This is a genomic window from Brachyspira pilosicoli (genome assembly GCF_036997485.1).
GTDB lineage: Bacteria > Spirochaetota > Brachyspiria > Brachyspirales > Brachyspiraceae > Brachyspira > Brachyspira pilosicoli_C.
Map to the genome: position 1 here is coordinate 382,680 of NZ_JAWLPU010000002.1, position 20,341 is coordinate 403,020.

Annotated in this window: 21 protein-coding genes; 5 read left to right on the forward strand and 16 right to left on the reverse strand. The window is 29.4% G+C overall.

The features are described from left to right. Positions 1 to 504 precede the first annotated feature (504 nt). Both R4I97_RS07035 and R4I97_RS07040 read right to left on the reverse strand, forming a co-directional pair. Positions 505 to 1,005: a dihydrofolate reductase gene (locus R4I97_RS07035; RefSeq protein WP_335784367.1), complete on the reverse strand. Its 501-nt coding sequence runs from the start codon at positions 1,003 to 1,005 to the stop codon at positions 505 to 507. Further along, positions 1,002 to 1,802, reverse strand: a complete 801-nt coding sequence (locus tag R4I97_RS07040) for a thymidylate synthase (RefSeq protein ID WP_335784368.1) — start codon at positions 1,800 to 1,802, stop codon at positions 1,002 to 1,004. The genes R4I97_RS07035 and R4I97_RS07040 overlap by 4 nt, the downstream gene beginning before the upstream one ends. Positions 1,803 to 2,041: 239 nt before the next feature. On the opposite strand from R4I97_RS07040, the gene R4I97_RS07045 reads away from it, so the two are divergent. From R4I97_RS07045 to recO, 3 genes are all read left to right on the forward strand, one after another. Then, complete coding sequence (locus R4I97_RS07045) at positions 2,042 to 3,322, forward strand: hemolysin family protein (protein ID WP_335784369.1); 1,281 nt, start codon at positions 2,042 to 2,044, stop codon at positions 3,320 to 3,322. A gap of 94 nt (positions 3,323 to 3,416) precedes the next feature. Continuing rightward, complete coding sequence (locus R4I97_RS07050; protein WP_013245128.1) at positions 3,417 to 3,584, forward strand: DUF362 domain-containing protein; 168 nt, start codon at positions 3,417 to 3,419, stop codon at positions 3,582 to 3,584. Positions 3,585 to 3,654: 70 nt separating this feature from the next. Then, positions 3,655 to 4,440, forward strand: a complete 786-nt coding sequence (gene recO / locus R4I97_RS07055) for a DNA repair protein RecO (RefSeq protein WP_335784370.1) — start codon at positions 3,655 to 3,657, stop codon at positions 4,438 to 4,440. On the opposite strand, the gene R4I97_RS07060 is transcribed toward recO, so the two are convergent. From R4I97_RS07060 to R4I97_RS07125, 14 genes are all read right to left on the reverse strand, one after another. Beyond that, positions 4,417 to 5,091, reverse strand: a complete 675-nt coding sequence (locus R4I97_RS07060) for an HAD hydrolase-like protein (protein WP_335784371.1) — start codon at positions 5,089 to 5,091, stop codon at positions 4,417 to 4,419. The two genes, recO and R4I97_RS07060, sit on opposite strands and share 24 nt — an antisense overlap. Then, positions 5,091 to 6,068 (reverse strand): hypothetical protein, encoded by a 978-nt coding sequence (locus R4I97_RS07065; RefSeq protein ID WP_335784372.1) that lies wholly within the window; start codon positions 6,066 to 6,068, stop codon positions 5,091 to 5,093. Before R4I97_RS07065 ends, R4I97_RS07060 begins: the two co-directional genes overlap by 1 nt. 15 nt (positions 6,069 to 6,083) lie before the next feature. Beyond that, the gene (locus tag R4I97_RS07070) at positions 6,084 to 8,054 is read right to left on the reverse strand and encodes a FapA family protein (protein WP_335784373.1); all 1,971 of its coding nucleotides are present in this window, start codon (positions 8,052 to 8,054) and stop codon (positions 6,084 to 6,086) included. Between the two features lie 13 nt (positions 8,055 to 8,067). Continuing rightward, positions 8,068 to 8,880, reverse strand: coding sequence for an RNA polymerase sigma factor WhiG (gene whiG / locus R4I97_RS07075; RefSeq protein WP_335784374.1), 813 nt, complete (start codon positions 8,878 to 8,880; stop codon positions 8,068 to 8,070). Between the two features lie 24 nt (positions 8,881 to 8,904). Continuing rightward, positions 8,905 to 9,594: a hypothetical protein gene (locus tag R4I97_RS07080; protein WP_335784375.1), complete on the reverse strand. Its 690-nt coding sequence runs from the start codon at positions 9,592 to 9,594 to the stop codon at positions 8,905 to 8,907. Positions 9,595 to 9,622: 28 nt separating this feature from the next. Next, entirely contained in the window at positions 9,623 to 10,501 is an 879-nt protein-coding gene (locus R4I97_RS07085; RefSeq protein WP_335784376.1) for a MinD/ParA family protein, read from the reverse strand. A gap of 32 nt (positions 10,502 to 10,533) precedes the next feature. After that, positions 10,534 to 12,336, reverse strand: coding sequence for a flagellar biosynthesis regulator FlhF (locus R4I97_RS07090; RefSeq protein ID WP_335784377.1), 1,803 nt, complete (start codon positions 12,334 to 12,336; stop codon positions 10,534 to 10,536). 17 nt (positions 12,337 to 12,353) lie between these two features. Next, a complete protein-coding gene (locus R4I97_RS07095; protein ID WP_335784378.1) occupies positions 12,354 to 12,527 on the reverse strand; it encodes a hypothetical protein in 174 nt (57 codons plus the stop codon). Between the two features lie 36 nt (positions 12,528 to 12,563). Further along, entirely contained in the window at positions 12,564 to 14,684 is a 2,121-nt protein-coding gene (locus R4I97_RS07100) for a flagellar biosynthesis protein FlhA (protein WP_335784379.1), read from the reverse strand. A 13-nt stretch (positions 14,685 to 14,697) separates the two neighbouring features. Further along, positions 14,698 to 15,912 carry a flagellar biosynthesis protein FlhB gene (gene flhB, locus R4I97_RS07105; RefSeq protein ID WP_335784380.1) on the reverse strand — a complete coding sequence of 405 codons (1,215 nt, stop codon included), beginning with the start codon at positions 15,910 to 15,912 and terminating at the stop codon, positions 14,698 to 14,700. Then, on the reverse strand, positions 15,909 to 16,712 hold the full coding sequence (fliR, locus tag R4I97_RS07110; RefSeq protein WP_335784381.1) for a flagellar biosynthetic protein FliR: 804 nt from the start codon (positions 16,710 to 16,712) through the stop codon (positions 15,909 to 15,911). Before fliR ends, flhB begins: the two co-directional genes overlap by 4 nt. 26 nt (positions 16,713 to 16,738) lie before the next feature. Beyond that, entirely contained in the window at positions 16,739 to 17,008 is a 270-nt protein-coding gene (gene fliQ, locus R4I97_RS07115) for a flagellar biosynthesis protein FliQ (RefSeq protein WP_147730250.1), read from the reverse strand. A 22-nt stretch (positions 17,009 to 17,030) separates the two neighbouring features. Continuing rightward, complete coding sequence (gene fliP, locus R4I97_RS07120) at positions 17,031 to 17,813, reverse strand: flagellar type III secretion system pore protein FliP (protein ID WP_219709297.1); 783 nt, start codon at positions 17,811 to 17,813, stop codon at positions 17,031 to 17,033. A gap of 134 nt (positions 17,814 to 17,947) precedes the next feature. Beyond that, positions 17,948 to 18,445, reverse strand: a complete 498-nt coding sequence (locus R4I97_RS07125) for a GNAT family N-acetyltransferase (RefSeq protein ID WP_335784382.1) — start codon at positions 18,443 to 18,445, stop codon at positions 17,948 to 17,950. Between the two features lie 415 nt (positions 18,446 to 18,860). Here R4I97_RS07125 and R4I97_RS07130 point away from each other — a divergent pair, with 415 nt between their 5' ends. Continuing rightward, positions 18,861 to 19,628, forward strand: a complete 768-nt coding sequence (locus R4I97_RS07130; RefSeq protein ID WP_335784383.1) for a sulfite exporter TauE/SafE family protein — start codon at positions 18,861 to 18,863, stop codon at positions 19,626 to 19,628. A 147-nt stretch (positions 19,629 to 19,775) separates the two neighbouring features. Next, a complete protein-coding gene (locus tag R4I97_RS07135) occupies positions 19,776 to 20,339 on the forward strand; it encodes an ankyrin repeat domain-containing protein (RefSeq protein ID WP_335784384.1) in 564 nt (187 codons plus the stop codon). The last annotated feature ends 2 nt before the right edge of the window (positions 20,340 to 20,341 follow it).

Genomic DNA, 20,341 nt, shown 5'->3' on the forward strand with positions numbered 1-20,341 from the left:
TTAAATATCTAAAAACTATATTTTGTACATTTTTATTAGTATATTATCAACTTTTTCCCGCCTTCGTACCACAGGCACTTCCTACGGTCGCGGTGCGGACTTCGTCAAAGTTGCAAAAAGTGCAAATGTTTTAATTTTATATATTATAAATATCTATAATAATGTAAAAGAGTATTTCTATTTTTAACTAAAAAATACAGTTCTTTTGGTTCTTTTATACCAATACCGAAAGGTACCTACTTGGTAAAAGAACTGGGGGCGTGTACCCCTATGGGCACGCTTCGCAGGAGGCAAAGCCACCACAAATAAAAACTTAAAAAAGATTTTTAACATACATTAATTTTTTTATACTATAAAAATTATATTGTTCTTTTTCCCGCCGCACACGGTGTGGACTTCGTCAAAGAACCTTATATCACTTCGGATACGCTTCGCGAAAGTGCAAATAAAAAATAATACTAAATTTTACTAATGATGTTTTTTATTTAAGATAAATTAAATATATTAAAAATTTTTAGTATATTCTACAATGCTAACATCTACATTATCATAAACAAAGTTCTTTAATGTTTTTGAAGAAAATAATTTATTATCTACTTCTGGAAAAAATCTGTCGCAATTATAATTTTTATTTATATGAGTAAGATATATTTTATCTGCATAATCCATTGCTCTTTTATAAATTGACTCCCCTCCTATAATAAATATTTGATTATGCTTTTCTAATAATAACTTAGAAATAGCATTTTCAAAATTGTCATCATAAAAAAGGTTATCGTATTTATCTGAAAGCTCATTTTTATTAGATGATATAACAATATTTTTTCTATTTGGAAGAGGCTTTAAACCTAAAGACTCAAAAGTAACTCTCCCCATAACAACAGCATATCCTGTGGTGGTGCTTCTAAAAAACTGCATATCCTCTTTAATGTGTCCCCAAGGCATTAAACCATTTAAGCCTATGCCGTTTTTTGAATCAACAGCAGCGATTAATGAAACTATCAAACTGCCACCTCCGCTTTTATAGTTGGATGATATTTATAGCCTTCTAATCTAAAATCCTCATAAACATGACTAAATATATTTGGACGCTCTTCTATAAATAATTCTGTAGTCTGTTCATAAGGCTCTCTTGAAAGCTGAAGTTTAACTTGTTCCATATGATTATTATAAATATGAGCATCACCAAATGTCATTATTAATTCTGAAGCTTTAAGTCCGCTATGCATAGCTAAAAGTCTTGTAAGTATGGCATAAGAGCTTATATTAAAAGGAACTCCCAAAAACAAGTCTGCAGAACGCTGATATAAATGCGTTATTATACCGCCTTCATTATTAACAAAAAATTGACACATCATGTGACAAGGAGGTAAATGCATCTTATCAATCTCTCCCACATTCCAAGCACTCAAAATATTTCTTCTGCTTGTAGGGTTATTTCTTAATGTATTAACAACATTAGAAATTTGGTCTATTTTGTTTCCTTCTTTAGTTTCCCAAGCTCTCCACTGCTTTCCGTATACTGGTCCAAGTTCTCCCATATCATCAGCCCACTCGTCCCATATATGAACATTATTCTCAAGCAAAAATTTTATGTTTGTTGAGCCTTGCAAAAACCATAATAATTCTATAATAACACCTTTCATAAATACTCTTTTTGTAGTTATAATAGGTATTTTATTGCCTTCAAATTTAAATCTTAACTGCGGAGCAAATATTCTTCTCGTACCAACTCCAGTTCTGTCTTTATTGTCTTCACCCTCTTCCAAAACTTTTTTTAATAATTCCAAATAGTTCTTCATAATCAAAATCCCTAATTTTTTTGGAACTAATTATACATGTTTAATTATTTTTAGCAATTATGTATTTTATATAATTAAAAAACACTAACAAAAATAGCTCTTGTAATTTTTCCTATATATTATAAAATATTAATATATAGGAAATTATTAACAAATATGCCGCTGAGTAATAACATATTCAAAATCAATCTTATTTTTTTCATTAATAAAAATCTACTGCTTGTAAGGAAATATAATAAATGGACATAATTATTGTAATAATACTTATACTTTTAAATGGAATATTTGCTATGTCTGAAATAGCTATAATATCAGCAAGAAAAAGCTCTTTAACCAAAGATATTAAAGAGGGAAATAAAAAAGCACAAATAGCTTTAGATTTAGCTAATGAACCAGATAAGTTTTTATCAACCATACAAATAGGTATAACATTAATAGGTATACTAACAGGTATATACTCTGGAGACACTATATCAAAAGATTTATCAAACATTTTAATAAAAATAAATATACCCGCAGCATATTCTTATGTAATATCTCAAGTGATAATAGTAGCATTAGTTACTTACCTCACATTAATATTTGGAGAATTAGTACCAAAAAGATTAGGTATGGTTATGCCGGAAAAAATAGCAAAAGCAGTAGCAAGCCCTATGACTATATTATCAAAAATAGGAGCTCCATTTGTGTGGATATTGTCAAACAGTGCTATTATAGTTTCCAGAACTTTAGGAATAAAAGACGAAAAAACTCCTGTTACAGAAGAAGAAATAAAATCTATGATAGAAGAAGGCAAACAAGGCGGAGAAGTAAAAGAAGTAGAACAAGATATTATAGAAAGAGCATTCTTCTTGGGAGACAGAAAAATAGAATCAATCATGACTCATAGAGCTGATATAGTGTATTTGGATATAAATATGACTAATGATGAAATAAAAAAAACAATATCCAAAAATCCTTATACTGTATACCCCCTAATAGACAAAACTTTAGATAATATAATTGGTGTTATAAAAATAAATGAAATATTTGATAAGTTAAATAACAGCAAGTCAAAAATTGAAAAATATGCACAAAAGGCCACATACTTTCACAACAATATGGAAGTTTATTTAGTATTAGAAGAGATGAAAAAAAATAATACAAAAATAGGCTTTATATCAGATGAGTTTGGAAATATAGACGGTATGATTACACAGCATGATATATTTTCTGCTTTGGTTGGTTCTATTAGCGAAACAAATAAAAATATGGACATAAGAAAAAGAAAAAATGGCGGATATTTTGTTGACGGACAATGCCCTATTTATGACTTTTTAGAATATTTTGAAATAGAAGATGAAAACATCTCAAACAACTATAACACTATAAGCGGACTAATACTAGAATTATTACAGCATGTTCCAAAAGAAGGAGAATCTATAACATGGAAAAATTTGTCTTTAGAGATAGTTGATATGGATGGAGCTAGAATAGATAAAGTTATAGTTGAAAAATTAGAGGATAGTAAAGAGAATTAAATATATTGTATATTTGTATAATATGTAATATTGCTATAATTTTTTAGTTATGTTATAATGCTCGTACAGTTTAATTTTTTTATGGAGGTAAATTATGCCACGTGTTATAAATAACGATTGTGTAGCTTGCGGATCATGTCTTCCTGAGTGTGCTTTCGATGCAATTAGCGAAGGAGATATTTACAAAATAGATCCAGACAAATGTACTGATTGCGGAGCTTGTGAAGCTGTTTGTCCTAGCAACGCTATACATCAAGCTTAATGCTTAAGTAGGCATAAGTTGGGGCGGGTCATTTATGATCTGCCCTTTAATTTTTAAAAAGGAATTTAATTTGATAAAAAATTATGAGGCTTTTATATTATCATACAATAATTATAAAAACTCATCTATTATAGCTTCTTTTCTCACAAAAAAAAATATAATATCTTCTATCTGCTACCAGGCTAAAAAAAACTCTAAAGCTTTCGGCTCTGATTTAGAAAGCATATCAAAACTAAACATAAACATATACGAAAAAAAATCTGACAGCCTCTCAATATTAAAAGAATCAAATATAATAAAAAATTATAATATCTTAGAAAAATCTATTTATTCATCATTGGCAGTATTTTATATAAGAGAATTATTACTCTATTTTGCAAAAGATTTTGATGAAAGATATTTTATTTTAATGGATAAAACATTATATGCATTAGAAGGAAATGAAAAAGAAAATCAAAATAATTTAAAATATTATATAAATATTTTATTAAGAGCCTTTGAAATAAAATTGCTTTATATAGCAGGACTCTCTCCTTTGTTAGATAATTGTGTATTGTGCGAAAAAGAAAATGCAAATTATTATTCCATTAATGAAGGAGGCTTGGTTTGTAGCAATTGCAAAATAAATATAAAAGATGCTATAGAATTAGATTATAATGATATAACATTCATGAAACTAATAAAACATTCTTCTATGCTCGATATAGTAAACAACAATGATATAATAAAGTTTTATCATAATTCAATAACAACAATAAAAGATATATTACAAAAATCAATATACAATCATATACATAGAGAATTAAAAAGCTTAAAAGTATTAGAAGAAATTTTATTTAGTGATAATAATATCTAAAATCTCTTTAGTATTATTTACTATATATGTAGCATCTCTAAACTCTTCATCATTACCAAAACCATATCTCACAGCAATAGAATCAAACCCCATATTTTTAGAAGCTTCTATATCATCTATTCTGTCGCCAATCATAATAGTTTCATTTTTATTAAAGTTTTCTTTAAGAGAAGCCTCTTTTAAAACATCAAGTTTATTTTTTATAGCTCCTCCCAAAATAGCTCCATACATATTAGTAAAATATTTATCCAAATCAAAATGCTTTATTATTCTAACAGCTGATTCTAAAGGTTTCGCAGTTGCTAAATAAGTATTAAAATTATTATTATACAAAGTTTTTATTAAATCATATATGCCGTCATAAAGTGTGCAATTAAAAAGACCATTATTACCATTATAATCTTCTCTGTAATACTTTATAAACTCCATTGCTTTATCTTGATTATCATAAATATATTTCTTAAAGCTAATATCAAGAGGAGGTCCAATAAACTTTCTTAAAATATTATCTTCAGGTAAAACAATATTTAAATCAGGATAAATCTCAGACATTTTTTTTATGCCGTATTTAACAGCATTTGTGATACCATTAGCAGAATCTGTAATAGTACCATCTAAATCAAACAAAATATTTTTATATTTACTTTTCATTATCTTTCCACAAATGTATATCCAGAAGCAGGAAGTATTTCAAAACTTTTTTTAGCTTTTTCTTTCATAGCTTTAAAAAGCAAATTAAGCCCCAAACTATCACTAGCCATATGCCCAGCACAAACAATATTAATATTATATTTTTTGCACTCTTCTATATGATTATCAGATAAATGCATCACAACCAAAGTACCAACACCCGCATTAGCTAAAGCAGAAATCATTCCAATATCAAAAGAAGCTCCTCCAGTCATATCTACAACAATTTTACCAGCTCTGTTTTTTTCACTTCCATTAAAAAGTTTAGGAGGATTATTATTTTTTGATGATATTTTATATTCTTCAATATCATTAAGTAAATCTAATATATCAGAAAGTTTATAAGGATTCTTTTCTTTTACAAGATTAGTTAAAAAAGTTTCAACATGATTATCTGCTAATGTATGCATACACATATAATTAAGATTAAGAAGCTTAGCAGCTGTAACATCTCTATTATGATTGGAAGGAGAAACAGAACGCTCCACTCCATACATTCTTTTATTAGTGAGCGCCTCGGATACATTTATATTAACACCATTAAGATAGTTTTTATCAGCTTGCATAGCTATTACTTCATAAAACTTAGCATAAGCATAACCATTAGGATGGTGAGTAACAATCAAATCAATTTTTGCATTTTTTTCATTTAATCTGTCAGCAAGCAAAAGCTCAGAAGTTTGCATATCAATACCGCAAAATATTTTTTTTATTTCTTTATCTTCTGCAATATTTAATATTCTGCTATCAGAGTATGGATTAAACAAATTATCTTTATCAAAGCACTCTTTTTTTCTTTTGTCTTTTATAGCCTCATAATCTTTTTTTACTATATCAAGTTCTTTTTCTACAATATCTCTTCCTCTAGGGTCAGCATCTATTGCACATTCTATAGCAGTCTTATAAAAATCGCTTATATTAAAATATTTATTAGCCAAAATTAAAACTCCAAATTAAATATCATTCTTCTTATTATCGTTTTTAGGCTCACCTCTATATTTATCAATTTGTATTAAGCCCTTATCCTCATAAAAAGTAACAGCTTTATAGGTTTGTCTAATATCAAATTCAGCACTTCCTATAATGAGTTTAACTCCAGCCAATGCTTCCTTACCGGCACTTATTGTAGACTCTACTTTCTCTATTTCCATTTGCTGCAATAAAGCCTCTCTTTCTAAAACAATCTCTTCTCTTCTGCTATTAGCCTGCTCAAGCTGTTCTTTCAAACTTTGCAACTGCTCAGTCTTCTCATCATCTAATTTTCTCACCTTAGCGGCCTGTTCTAATGATTTAATATTTCTTTCTATCTCTTCTATGGAAACATCAAGCTCTTCTTTTTCTTTGTCCATAGCAGCAATATTTCTTCTCTTGGCGGGACTCACTCCTGTTTCTATAACAGTCTTGGTTCCGGAAGGAGAACCTAATACCTTCCCATTAACTTCATATAAAGCTCTTAATACTCCTCCGCTCGCAGAAGCCCTCTTACCTGTAAGTATTATTCTATTATCTGAATCTATATTAGAATTAAGTATAGCCTCAGTAACTATAACATTATTAGCTGATTCCACATTTGAGAACTGTATAAACTTAGCAATAACATCTCCTCCCGCTCTAACAAAACTATTCTCATTACCTTGAATACCGAGTTTTACTATAATATCTCCCTTAGCCTCAAGGTCGCATTTGCCAACCGTACCATTAACTTCTATATTGCCTTCAGCTTTTATAGAGAAATTATCGCTAACACTTCCCTTAACAAGTACACTTCCTATAAAATTAATATTACCAGTCTCAGGTCCTACATCTCCAGAAACCTCAAATACAGGCTCAACACTTAATAACTTGCCCTTTAATAAAACCTGTCCATTTATACCAGCAACTATATAATCTCCATCTATAACAACATTATCTCCAAGTATATCTTTTAAATCTAAATCTTTACCGTCTTTAGCCTCTATCTTTGTTCCTAAAACATTAATACCATGCTCTCCCTCTGTAGCAGGAATCTTATGCGCTAATTTTTGTCCCTCAGATACATTTTCAACTATACTCAAATCCTTATAATCTATAGATTCATCTTCATCTATATATTTTGGTATAACATCTTTATTAACTTTAACTAAATATTCTATCTTAGCATTCTGACCAATCTTTGGGTAAAGACCTTCAGCAGCAAGTATTGGAACATTAAAAGTACCCTCTTCTAAAAGCTTTGAAATATTATCTTCTTTTACACCAAATACAATTCCGCTATTTTCTAATAACTCTTTAGCATCTTGCAAGTCAATCTCTCTTCCGCCATTATTAGGCTTACTCACAGTAATATAGGCTTGCATATTATCTTCTGTAATAGTATATGTAATCTTAGCATTGTATACGGATTTTGAAGGGTCCCAATCGGCTATTTTTACATATTCACCTTTTTGTTCATGTAAAATCTCTTTAGCTAAATTGGAATCATAATGTTTAAGACCAGCTTCTATTAATTTTTTCTCTAAAGCCTTCATGTCTTCAATTCTAGTTCCGTCTGCAGTAGGAGGAGAAACCTTTAAAAATACTCCATCTCTTTTTACTCTCACTACTATGCTTGTATCTTTATCTATAACAACGCTGTCATCTTTACCCAAATGTGAAGCAGTAGAATAATCAACAGTATGTCCATAAGTTATGCTTGATTTATCATATTTTATATGTGTGTATCTTATTAAATAAGGAGTAAAATGAAGCTTTTTAAAAATACCAGTGCTTCTATCTCTAATAATTTTATAAGATAACTCATATACTGGGCATTGAAATATGGCAGCAGCCTGATGCATACCATCTTCCAAATTCTCAACTTCCAATTCTATAGAACGCGAATTCTGATTATTATAAATATCTTTGTAAAAATCACTTTGTAAAATTTTTCTTTTTAATTCATTCATAAAAAACCACCTACTATAGTAATTGTTTTTTTATCTCTGAAAGGCTGTATCTTAATTGCTGCACAGCCTTTGTATGAAGCTGAGATACTCTGCTCTCTGATACATCTAATACTTTGCCAATCTCTTTTAAAGTTAACTCTTCATAATAATATAATATAAGAACACTTCTCTCTTTTTCAGGTAATTTATCTAAAGCCTCTACAATCTTTTTCTGAACATCTTTTCTCTCTGCAAGATATTCAGGATTATTTTTATCGCTTGCCTTTAAAGTATCCATTATAGATATTTCATCAGAATCATCGCCATGATACCAAACTTCGCTTAAAGAAGTAGTAGAAGCTTCTATAGAATATCTCATAGTCTCATTAATTTTACTTAAAGGCACTCCCATAGTATCTGCTATCTCTTGAGAGTTAACATTGCGTCCTAATTTGCTTTCTAAAAACTCTCTTGCAATTTCTATATCTTTTATTTCTCTTCTTATAGACCTTGGAAGCTTATCTATTTTTCTAAGCTCATCATAAATAGAGCCTTTTATTCTTGTTGTAGCATAGGTTTTGAATTTAACCTCTTTATTTGGGTCATACTTCTCTATAGCATCTATTAAACCTATAGCACCATAACCTACTAAATCATCAAATTCTATATCACGTGTAGATTTCATGTTAAAATTTATTTGATTAGCAACATATTTAACCAAATTAGAATATTTTATTACTAATGCTTCTTTTATATGTGGAGATAGTGTTTTTTTATACTCAATCCAATACTCCTGCTCATTATCATCTGTAATATTTGGTATTATGCCTTTCTTATTCTTTTTCATAATGATACTCTACTTTTTATTTTTTTATTTACTTTCTTTTTTCTCTTCTTTAGAAAGCATAGTTCTCACCGCTTTAGCAACCTTTTCTGGGTCTTCCTTTACCTCCCTCTCTAAACTAACCGCATCTGCACTTTCTTTTCTGAGAGGAAAATAATCGCTTGATTCTCCAACATTTGAATTATCAGTAACGGAAGATATTATGTCGCCTATATCACCCATATTATGATAATCTACTTTTTTATTTTTATCAACATTTATATTATCAATACTAGGAACTATATTATTATCTGCCGCATTATTATCTTCCATTTTTAAGTCTTCAGCTGCATTAATATCTGCAGAAGAAGATTCAAAAGTTTTGTTTTCATCATTTGTATTTTCTGTAGGAGTATTAGCAATATCATTTGTATTTTCTTTAATTTCCCCAATTCCTTCATTATTTCCAGCTTGATTATTATTTGTATTACTGTCAAAAACTCCAGAAGATTCTATAGCATCAGATAAAAACTTTTTGAGTACAATAGCTAAAATATATAATATAATACCAGTAATTACCGTAGATATAAAAGCTCTTATAATAGATACATCTATTCTATTTCTAAACAAAGTAGAAAATAAAAAAGTAAATATAAAAGATAACCCCATTATAATAAGTGATAATTTACCAAAATTACTGGAAAAATAATTTTTTACTTTAGCCATAAAATCATTCATAAATAAAAACCCTCTATAATTTCAATATTTAATAAATCCTATTTTCTCTTCTACTAACAAAAGCAAATAATGATTCCATAAATCCAGACAATCCTTTAGTATCTCTTTCTTCATCATATTCCATATCAATAATTCTCTTAGCTATATTGTATATAGAAATAGAAGCATGACATTTATTATCATATTGATAAAAAGGCAGCTGCTGTGATACAGAATAGGCTATAGTTTTATCCTCAAGCACATAACCTAAATACTTAATATCCATATCTAAATATCTCTTACTCACCTCTATAATTTTATCCCCTACTTCCTTACCTTCTGATGCTTTAGTTACTCTATTAACTAAAATTTTAATATCAGATTTAGGATCCTCCGGAGCTATAGATTTTATCACACCATAAGCATCAAGTATAGCTGTAGGCTCTGGTATAGTAACCACAATGTTCTCATCTGAAGAAAGCAAAAAATATAAAACATTATCAGATATACCAGCCCCCGTATCAATTATAATAATATCAGCATCATTTAAAGAGTCCATACTATTTATTAATTTAGTTAAACCTCTGCTTGACAAGTTTGCCAAAGATGAAAACCCAGAAGCTCCGGCAATATATCTAATTCCATAATCCGTTTCAAGCACAACCTCATGTATCTTTTTAGTACCCTTTATAACATGATATAAATTATATTCAGGTATAGTTCCTAATATAACATTAACATTTCCAAGTCCAAGATCCGCATCTATTAGAAGTACATTTTTTCCTAATTGCTGTAATGCTATAGCTAAATTAATAGCAATATTAGTTTTACCAACACCGCCTTTGCCGCTAGTTACACTAATTATACGCTGAGGACGTTTATCTTTTACTTCCATCATCTTTCTTAATTCATCTGCTTGATCTTTCATAATATTTTATAATTCCTATATAAATTAATTTTTTATCTATCATTTCCAAATAAACCTTCTATCATCTTATGAGCATATCTTTTAGCAGGAGCAATATCTTTAGGTACTCCCTGTCCATAAGTTACATAAGTAATAGGAACCTTGCTTTTTGATATAGCACATAAAGATGAAGCTAAATAATCAGTTTCATCTACTTTAGTTAAAATAATACCTTTATAGTTTGCAGGTTTAAATGCATTCATAATCTTTAGAGCATCTTTGTATTTAGCAGTAGAGCTCATTACAAGCTGCACGTCCATATCGAATCTTCCAACAGTATTAAAATATTTAGACATAGATACTATCTCCTCAACACTCTTAGGAGAACGTCCCATAGTATCTATAAAGAGTAAAGATGAACTGTCTAATTTTCTTATCTCTGCTCTCAAAGCTTCAGGAGTACTAGCACTTGTAAAAGGAACTTTCATTATACTTGCATATCTTTGAAGCTGATCAACAGCTGCTATTCTATAATTATCTATTGTTACAAAAGATACCCTCCTACCTGACCTCATATACTGAGCTGCTATTTTAGGTATTGTGGTAGTTTTACCAACACCAGTAGGTCCAACAAATACCACTATCTTCTTTTTAGAACCTATATCTATTCCATTTGCAAGGAGCAATCTGCTTGAAAAATATCTCTCTATCTCCTCTTTTATCACGTCTTTAGATTGAAAGAATCTGGCATTGCTTGATGTAAGTAAATATTCTCTTAATTCAAGCAAAACTTCTTCTGGAAACTCTCTATGTCTTAAGAAATTAAAACTTTCTTCCATACTATCTGTAACGGAAGAATCTTTATTAGTAATAATATTTCTATCAGAATATGAATCTTCATCATCAAAATCATCTTGATAAAAATTATTATTATTTAAATTATTTTTATTAACAGAAGTGTTTAAATGGTTATCCTCTCTTCTATAGTTTTTTATTTCTTCTATAGTGTTTTTTAAACTTCTCTCTTCATTTTGAAATATACTATCATAATCATTGTTTTGATAAAAACCATTATTGCTTTTTTCTTTTCTATTATAATTCTTGGAGTTAAAATTATTTCTATCTATGTTTGGAATATTATTTTCTAAATATTCTTTAACTATATCTTTTAGTTGATCTTGAACAATTCTTTTTACATTTGCTTCTATGCTGTCTACATTATTTTTTTGTTGATATTGAGAATCGTATAATGAATAATCATCTTCCTTTTGAATATTTCTAGAATATGAAGTATCAGAATCACTCAATAAAGCACTACCCATCATACCAAAATTATTATTAAAATCATTTAAATTATTATTTACTACTTTTCTTTCCTCAAATCTTTCTTCAAATTGCATAGGTTTAAAAGGTTTATTTTTATTTGTAATTTCAGTGTTTTCTAATTCACTAATATTAACTGCAGGAGTATCTTTTTTATTAATTAAACTCTCATTTCTTTCACGAGCAGATTTTTTTAAAGCATTATTTATACTAATAATTCTATTAGCCATCTCACTAGCATCTAATACTTCAGTAGTTTTATGCTTATTCATTTCTATTCTATCACTATTCAATTTATTTGAATACTCCTCATCTTCTTCTCTGTTATCTGTCCTTTCAGTATTTCTTCTTTCATATATAGAATTATTAAGCATTATTCTAAGCTCATGCTCAGTCTTTTTTCCAAAGCCCAAAAAACCGCCAACTTGAATATCTTTACTTGATAATATTAAAAAATTGCTGCCATATTCAACTCTTGCCTTAGCAAATGCATCATTTCTGTCTTTTCCATTGATTACTTTTATGTCAACCATTTTAATAACTCCAAAAATTAATACTGCTCTAAAACGCCGATAGATACTTCAAATTCTTTTTTTATAACACCAAATATATTTTTTCTGCTTAATTCTCTTATGCTAATAATAAAATAATTTTCACCATATTTATCCCTAGCCTGTTTTTCAATTTCTTCTCTGTTTTTTCCAAAGATTTTTATAGTTTTCATAATCATAACTCCAATAATATTTTATTAAAAAATTATTTATTTTATGCTAGCAACACCCTTTACATTGTACCCCTGTGCTATCTCAGTTGTTGCCACTACTTTATACTTACCAATATTCTTAGCAATAAACTGATACAAAGGTCTTCTTATTAGCGGTGAAACTAAGAATACTATTTCATCAACTCCAGACTCTTGAACTAATTTTACTGCCTCTTTTATATTTCTTATAAGAGCCTGCATACTTTCAAAACTCATAGCTATCATTTGAGAGCCTTGTATATTTCCGCTGTCAGCTAAATTTTGAGCTATATTATTTTGAAGCTGCTGACTTAATGTAATAACTCTTATATTTCTTTGATCATCAGCTATAAGCTGCGATATTTGAGGAGCCAATCTGCTTCTTACCAATTCAGTAGCCTGTTCGCTTCCCATAATTGTTATAGCATCAGCAATACCTTCTAATATAGCAACACTGTTTCTGATAGGTATTTCCTCTTGAAGCAAATTCTGCAATACTTTTTGTATATATCCAAGAGGGCTTTCATTATGAGGTTTAGAAGCAAGTATTTCTGATACAAGAGCTTTATTATCATCTTTAATACGATCAAGCATATTCTGTACTTCTTCACGTCCGATAAGAAGATTAGCATTTCTTTTAATTGTTTCAGTAAAATGTGTAGCTATAACAGCAGTAGGATCAAACAACATAAAACCTTTTCTATCAGCAACGTCTCTATCAGCAACTCTAATCCAATAAGCTGGAAGCCCAAAAGCTGGGTCTTTAACGCTCTCACAATCAGCAGTAGGACCTTCATTAGAATTAGCATTCAAAGCAAGAAGCATATTAGGACGAACAAAACCCCTAGCCATTTCTGTATTATTTATGCTAATGATATATTCATCTGGCTCTATAGTCTGGTTGTCTACTATACGAACAGGAGGTACAGATAAGCCAATCTCTAAAGCAAGCTCTCTACGAACCTGAGTTACTCTGTGTATTAAATCCCCTCCCTCATTTTCCATTGCTAAAGGTACTAATGATACACCAATAGATAATTCTATTTTTTCGATTTTTAATAACGGACTAACATCTAAAGGACCATTTTGAGGCTGTTCTTGAACTTCTGCTTTAGTACCATCTTCATTAAGACCAAGCTCCTGCTGTTCTTTTCTTAGAGCATAACCTGCTAAAAATAATGCTAATGCTATAACAAATAATGCTATCTTTGGAAAACCTGGTAAGAACATTAAGAAGAATGCAAAACCTGCACCAATAAATAAATTCTTTGGTTTAGCAAAAACCTGTACAGCAATCTGTGTAGACAAATTATCCTCACTGCTGCTTCTAGTAACAAGCAAACCAGTAGCAAAACTCATAAAGAAAGAAGGTATCTGGCTTACCAAACCATCGCCCACAGTAAAGCGAGTATAAGCGTCAGCAGCCTGAGCAAAAGGCTCTCCCCTCATTGTCATGCCAATTATGAGTCCGCCAACTATATTTATGATAGTGATTATGATACCCGCTATAACGTCACCTTGAACGAACTTTGAAGCACCGTCCATAGTACCATAAAAATCACTCTCGCCTCTTATCTTTTTTCTCTTCTCTTCTGCTTCTTTATCTGTAATAGCTCCAGCTTGAAGTTCGCTTTCAACAGCCATCATCTTTGAAGGCATACTGTCTAATGCAAATCTTGCAGCTACTTCTGATACTCTTGTAGCACCTTTAGTAATTACTACAAACTGAACTATTATAAGTATGATAAATATTACAACACCAACAACTATATTATTACCAACTACAAACTCAGCAAATGAAGTGATAACCTTACCATTAAAATTAGCACCTTGCGTAAGTATTGCTCTTGTTGTAGAAACGTTTAATGCAAGCCTAAATGCTGTCATCACCAAAAGCACAGAAGGAAATACGCTAAACTCACTTGCACTCTTTATACTCAAAACCATAAGAAGTATAAGCAAAGATATAACTATATTTATGATAAGAAGAAAATCCAAAATCATAGAAGGAAGCGGTATAATAAGCATCATTATTACCATAACCGCACCTATAGCAAACATTATATCACTGTGTCTGCTAAGATTTGTAGGTAATTTTATCGAATCTAAAAGTGATTTAGCATTATTAATAGTTGCCACTTTTCATTTCCTCCTATATAGCCCTTGCCATTTTTTCATTACGTATTCTATATACCTCGCCAAGTATTCTTGACACAACATGAAACAACTTCTCAGGTATATACTGCCCTATATCAACATTATAATAAAGCTCACGGGCTAAAGGTTTATTTTCTACTATTTCTACTTCATGTTCTTTTGCTATCTCTTTTATTTTTAAAGCAATATTATCAACCCCTTTTGCAGTTACTATTGGTGCATAATCACCGCTTTGATATTTTAAAGCAACGGCAAAGTGCGTTGGGTTTGTGATTATTACATCTGCCTCTGGTACTGATTTGAGCATTGTTCTGCTTACAATCTTTCTTGCCATTTCTTGAAGCTGATTCTTTACTAAAGGGTCTCCTTCCATTTCTTTGAACTCTTCTTTCATCTCATGCTTTGTCATCTTTAAACTATTGATATATTGCTTTCTTTGAAAATAATAGTCCACAACAGCAACTATTATCATAAATATCATTACCTTTCCAATCATCTCTAAAACTATAAAGAAAAATACATTCATAGCCTGCGCTAATTCCATATGAACCATATTAAATAAATCATTACGCCTGCCGTTTATTGTTGTAAATGTCAATACTGCTATAACAAGCATTTTAAAAAGTATTTTAGCTAAGTTCATTAAGTTTTGAGAAGATATAAAAACTCTCTCTTTAAAATTTGACCATGTAGGTGCTATTCTTTTGAAATTTGGTTTTAATTTCTTGGTAGTAAATAAGAATTGTGTTTGCGCTAAATTTACTCCAACACCAATAATCAATGCAGCAAGCAAAATTATACCAGCTGTTTTTGCTATTAATAAAACTATTTCTATAAATATATCAGGCAAACCGTCCATAGTCATTGTTGTATCAGCATTTGCAATTCTATTTAAAATATCAATAAAAAACTGTGATAATGTGTGAGTAAGATAACCTATAAGTAAAGCTATTAAAACAGTGGTAACACCCAATACCAAAGTTTGATTAATTTCAACAGAGTTTACAACACGTCCCTCTTCTTCTCTTGCTCTTCTCTTTTTTCTCTCTGTAGGAAGTTCTGTTCTTCCTTCATCTTCAGCAGATGCAAATAAAGTTAGTGCAAAACCTCTGCCTGTTAAACGCAAATATTTTCTATAAAGTTTAGCTCTTATAGAAATGAACAAATCTTTTACTTGTAAATATTTCATCAAAGAAGCAAGCATTATCATATTGTGCCTCCTGACAAAAAAACAAACAAATTATTAATATCTGCAATTGTGTTTTGCATTATCTTCATAAAATTAGTAATTAATACAGGAATAAGTATATAGTATGCTACAATCCCAACAGCTATTTGCATAGGAAAACCAAGCATTAATACATTCATTTGAGGAGCAGCTTTTGCCAACAACCCTAAGCTCAATGAAAGTAAAAATAAAGTAAGCATTATAGGCAAAGCAAGTGATAAGGCAATAGAGAACATAGAACTCATATAATAAATCATTCTGTCTATTACACCTTGAAAAGAACCTAAAAATACAGCCTTTGAAGCATCGCTCAACACTGGCATAGCTTTAAAACTATTATATAAAGTTCTTATTACCCAATTCTGACCATCTATAGCTATAAATATAAGTATTACAACTAAAGCCTGAAGCTGACCTAATACAGGAACAGTAATTTGACTTATAGGGTCAACTGCCTCAGATATACCAAAACCCATTTGTATTTCAAAGAAGTTAGTTGTAACCTGAAAAGCTAAAAATATCATAGACATTAAAAAACCTATTAGTAAACCTATCAATGCTTCATTTAACAAACTTAAAAAATATTCCAAAAAAGTAGGAGCTGCCTGAACTGATGTGTTTGCTACTAGTGGAAAAATTGTTGCTGTTGCTATAAATGCTAATCCTGCTTTTATAGTATTAGGAATAACATTAGAAGAAAATAAAGGAGCTACTATGAGTATAGCCAAAAATCTTACCATTATGAGAAGGTAAATCTGAAAGAAATTAACAAAATTATCCATCTTCTAACTATTCCATTTTTATTTATTTATCTTGCTATAGTAGGCAATATATTAAAAAGTCTAACCGTAAAACCGCTTATATAATTAATCATCCAAGAGGCTAAAAAATATATAACTGCAAGCATAGCTATCATTTTTGGTACAAAAGTCAAAGTTTGCTCTTGAATACTTGTAGTAGCCTGTATAATAGATATAATAAGACCAACTATTATAGAAACTCCTAAAACAGGAGCTGAAAGAAGCATAAAAGTCCATAATGTTTCTTGAACTAAAACAATAATAGAAGTATCATTCATAATTCACCCTCTTATTAATTCTCTAATTAAAACTTTGCACAAGCTGCAATATTAATAGCTTCCAACCATCGACAGCCACAAACAATATTATTTTTAAAGGCAACGATATCATAATTGGAGGAAGCATTATCATACCCATAGCCATTAATATTGAAGCTACAACCAAATCAATAACTATAAAAGGAACAAACAAATATATCCCCATCTTGAATGCTATAGTAAGCTCATTAATAATAAATGCAGGCACAACAACTATAGTTGGAATCTTTGCTAAATCTTCTACAGACTGAATATCTCTTAATCTAACATTGCTATCGCTGATACTTAAAAATAAATCCAAACTCTTCATACCGTTTTCACCTCTCAAAGAGTTGAACATAAACATTCTTATAGGCTGTATTCCTCTGCTATATAAATCATTAACTCCTATAGTACCGTTTAAATAAGGCTGAAGAGCTTCATTGTTTATTTGAGTTAATGTTGGCATCATTATAAAAAATGTTAAAAACAAAGAAAGCCCCATTATTAATGCTCTTGGAGGTGTTTCTTGTAAAGACAATGCCCTTTGAACAAAACTTAAAACTATAGAAACTCTCACAAAACTTGTAGTCATTATTATAATAGACGGAGAAAGTGAAAGTATAGTAAGCAAGAATAATATTTGAAGACCTAAGCTAACTTGCTGAGGTGTTTGAGCTTGCGTAACATTTAAACCTATTGTCGGTATAGGAATTTGTGTTTGAGCAAAAAGAGTAATCGGAGCAAATAAGCACAATATAACAATAACAGCAAGAAACTTTTTCATTTTTTTATCCTACTCCAATTTTTTTTATTAAATAAAATCAAAATTATACCGTTGATATATAAGGTAACATATTACTATAAAAAGTCAAGTATTATGTTAACTATTTTTAGCTAAAACTATATAAAAAATATCACTCATAGTAAAAGCCCAAACAAATAGCAGTTGTAGTAAATTCCATTCAAATAAAAAAAATTTCTTATCTCTCCCTCTATTTCAAAGCCAAATTTCTTATATAAACTTATTGCTCTATTATTATCAACTCTTACATTCAACTCTATCTTTTTTAAATCATTAGCCTTGCAATAATTTATTGTATACTCAAGCAGCTTTGAAGCTATTCCAAGTCCCCAATATTCTTTTAAAACACTTATACCTAAACTTACCCTATGCTTTACCCTTTTTTTATTAACACCTCTAATACTGCATATTCCAACTATCTTTTCATCAATCTCACACAAAAACATTTTCTCTAATACAGATTTTTCTATCGCCTGTATAAACTCACTTTCTTTCTCTACACTCATCTCTCTCTCATCAGATGCACATATTAAAAAATCACTCTCATCTGATACTTTTTTTATAAAATCAACAACATTTTTAGCATCTGTTATATGCACTTCTTTTATAATCATATCAAGCTTCAAATTTATTATGTAAACTGTAATATGATAACTCTTTTTTTGTTTTTGTAAATACCATTAAATATTTTTTAAATAAAAAACATAAAAAATATAAAACATAGAAAAAGTTGTTTCATTAATTTGTTTATATTTTAATATTATGTTTAATTTACATAATTAAAACTTATGTTTACTTGAAAAGTACTATATAATAATATGAAAAATAAGTCAATAATTATTTATTAAACATTATTTACTGATACATTGGGAATATAAAATATTTTATTATTACTTATAAAGAATATTTATAAGATTATCATATATAAACAAATCCACATTATATTTATAACAATCATTTGACAAAAAATCATCATAGATATAATATCTTTCGTTAATAAAAATAAAAAAATTATTGGTATTATTTATCATGCTTAGTATAGAAAATTTAATTATAGTGATTATAGGCTGTTCTATAGCAGGTTTCGTTGATGCGGCTGCAGGAGGCGGAGGACTTATAAGTTTGCCTGCATATTTAATAGCCGGCATTCCTCCACACACTGCCTTAGCCACAAACAAACTCACTTCTACATCAGGAGCTGTAGTTTCTGCTTTTACATTCTTCAAAAACGGAAAACTAACAACCAAACTAATAAAATTTTTGATACCAATGACAATATTAGGCTCTATTGCAGGTGTTCAGATTATTGTACTTATAGATGCTAAAGTATTACAGCCTTTAATAATGATACTTATTTTATTAGTAGGGCTTTATACATTATTCTCAAAAACTTTCGGCTCTGAAAACTTATTTGACGAAAATAAGCTCAAAACAAAAAATTATATAATAGGAATGTTTTTTGCTTTTCTTTTGGGTTTTTATGATGCAGTATTTGGACCAGGTACAGGAAGCTTTTTAATAATGTTTTTTGTACTTTATTATAAAATGGATTTTCTCCTTGCCTCTGGTAATGCTAAGGCTTTAAACCTTACAAGCAATTTATGTTCATTAATAATATTCGCAATAGAAGGAAAAGTTAACTATATGGCTGGGATATTTGTAATACCGTTTATAATGACATCAACATATTTCGGTGCTAAATTTGCAATCAAAAAAGGAATAAAAGTTATAAAACCAATATTTGTAACTATATCTTTATTAACTACATTAAAAATCTTAATTGAGATAATAAAATAATTTTTTGGTGTTTTAATAAATTAGAAATATATTTTTACTGATGTTGATTAACTTTATAAAACTAAAAAGTATTTATTCTTCTCAAACAACAAAAATATTGAGAAAAATGAATATTTTGTTATACTTATATATTATTGAGGTTATAAAATGAGAAATACTTTATTACTATTAATATTTTTTACATTAATTCAATCGAATTTATATAATATAACTGCCGATGAACAAGGTTTTTTATTTTGGGGCAGTTATGGTCATATAGGTAAAGTAGAAGACTATGTATATAATAAAAAAGTTCATATAAATGTACAAGATAATGAAGGCAATACTGTTCTTATGAGAATAGCGTCTCTAAAAGCAATCACTAAAGAAAATATGCAAGTAGCAGAGTTTCTTATAGAGAGAAAAGCAGACCTTAATGTGGTAAATAATGATAGACATACTGCTTTAGTTTTAGCAATTAATAACAATAATACAGAAATAGCTAAACTTTTTGTAGAGAAAGGTGCTAAACTTGATATAGCTGACAGAAATGGATATACTGCTTTGATGTGGGCGATAGAAAAAGAAAATGCTGAAATGGTAAAACTTCTTATAAACAAGAGAGCAAATATTTATCTTAAAACCAAAGACGGAGAGACAGCTTACAGTATAGCAAAAAAGACAGGAAATAATCTTATAATAAGAATGCTTGAGATTGCTGAAGCTTATTAATA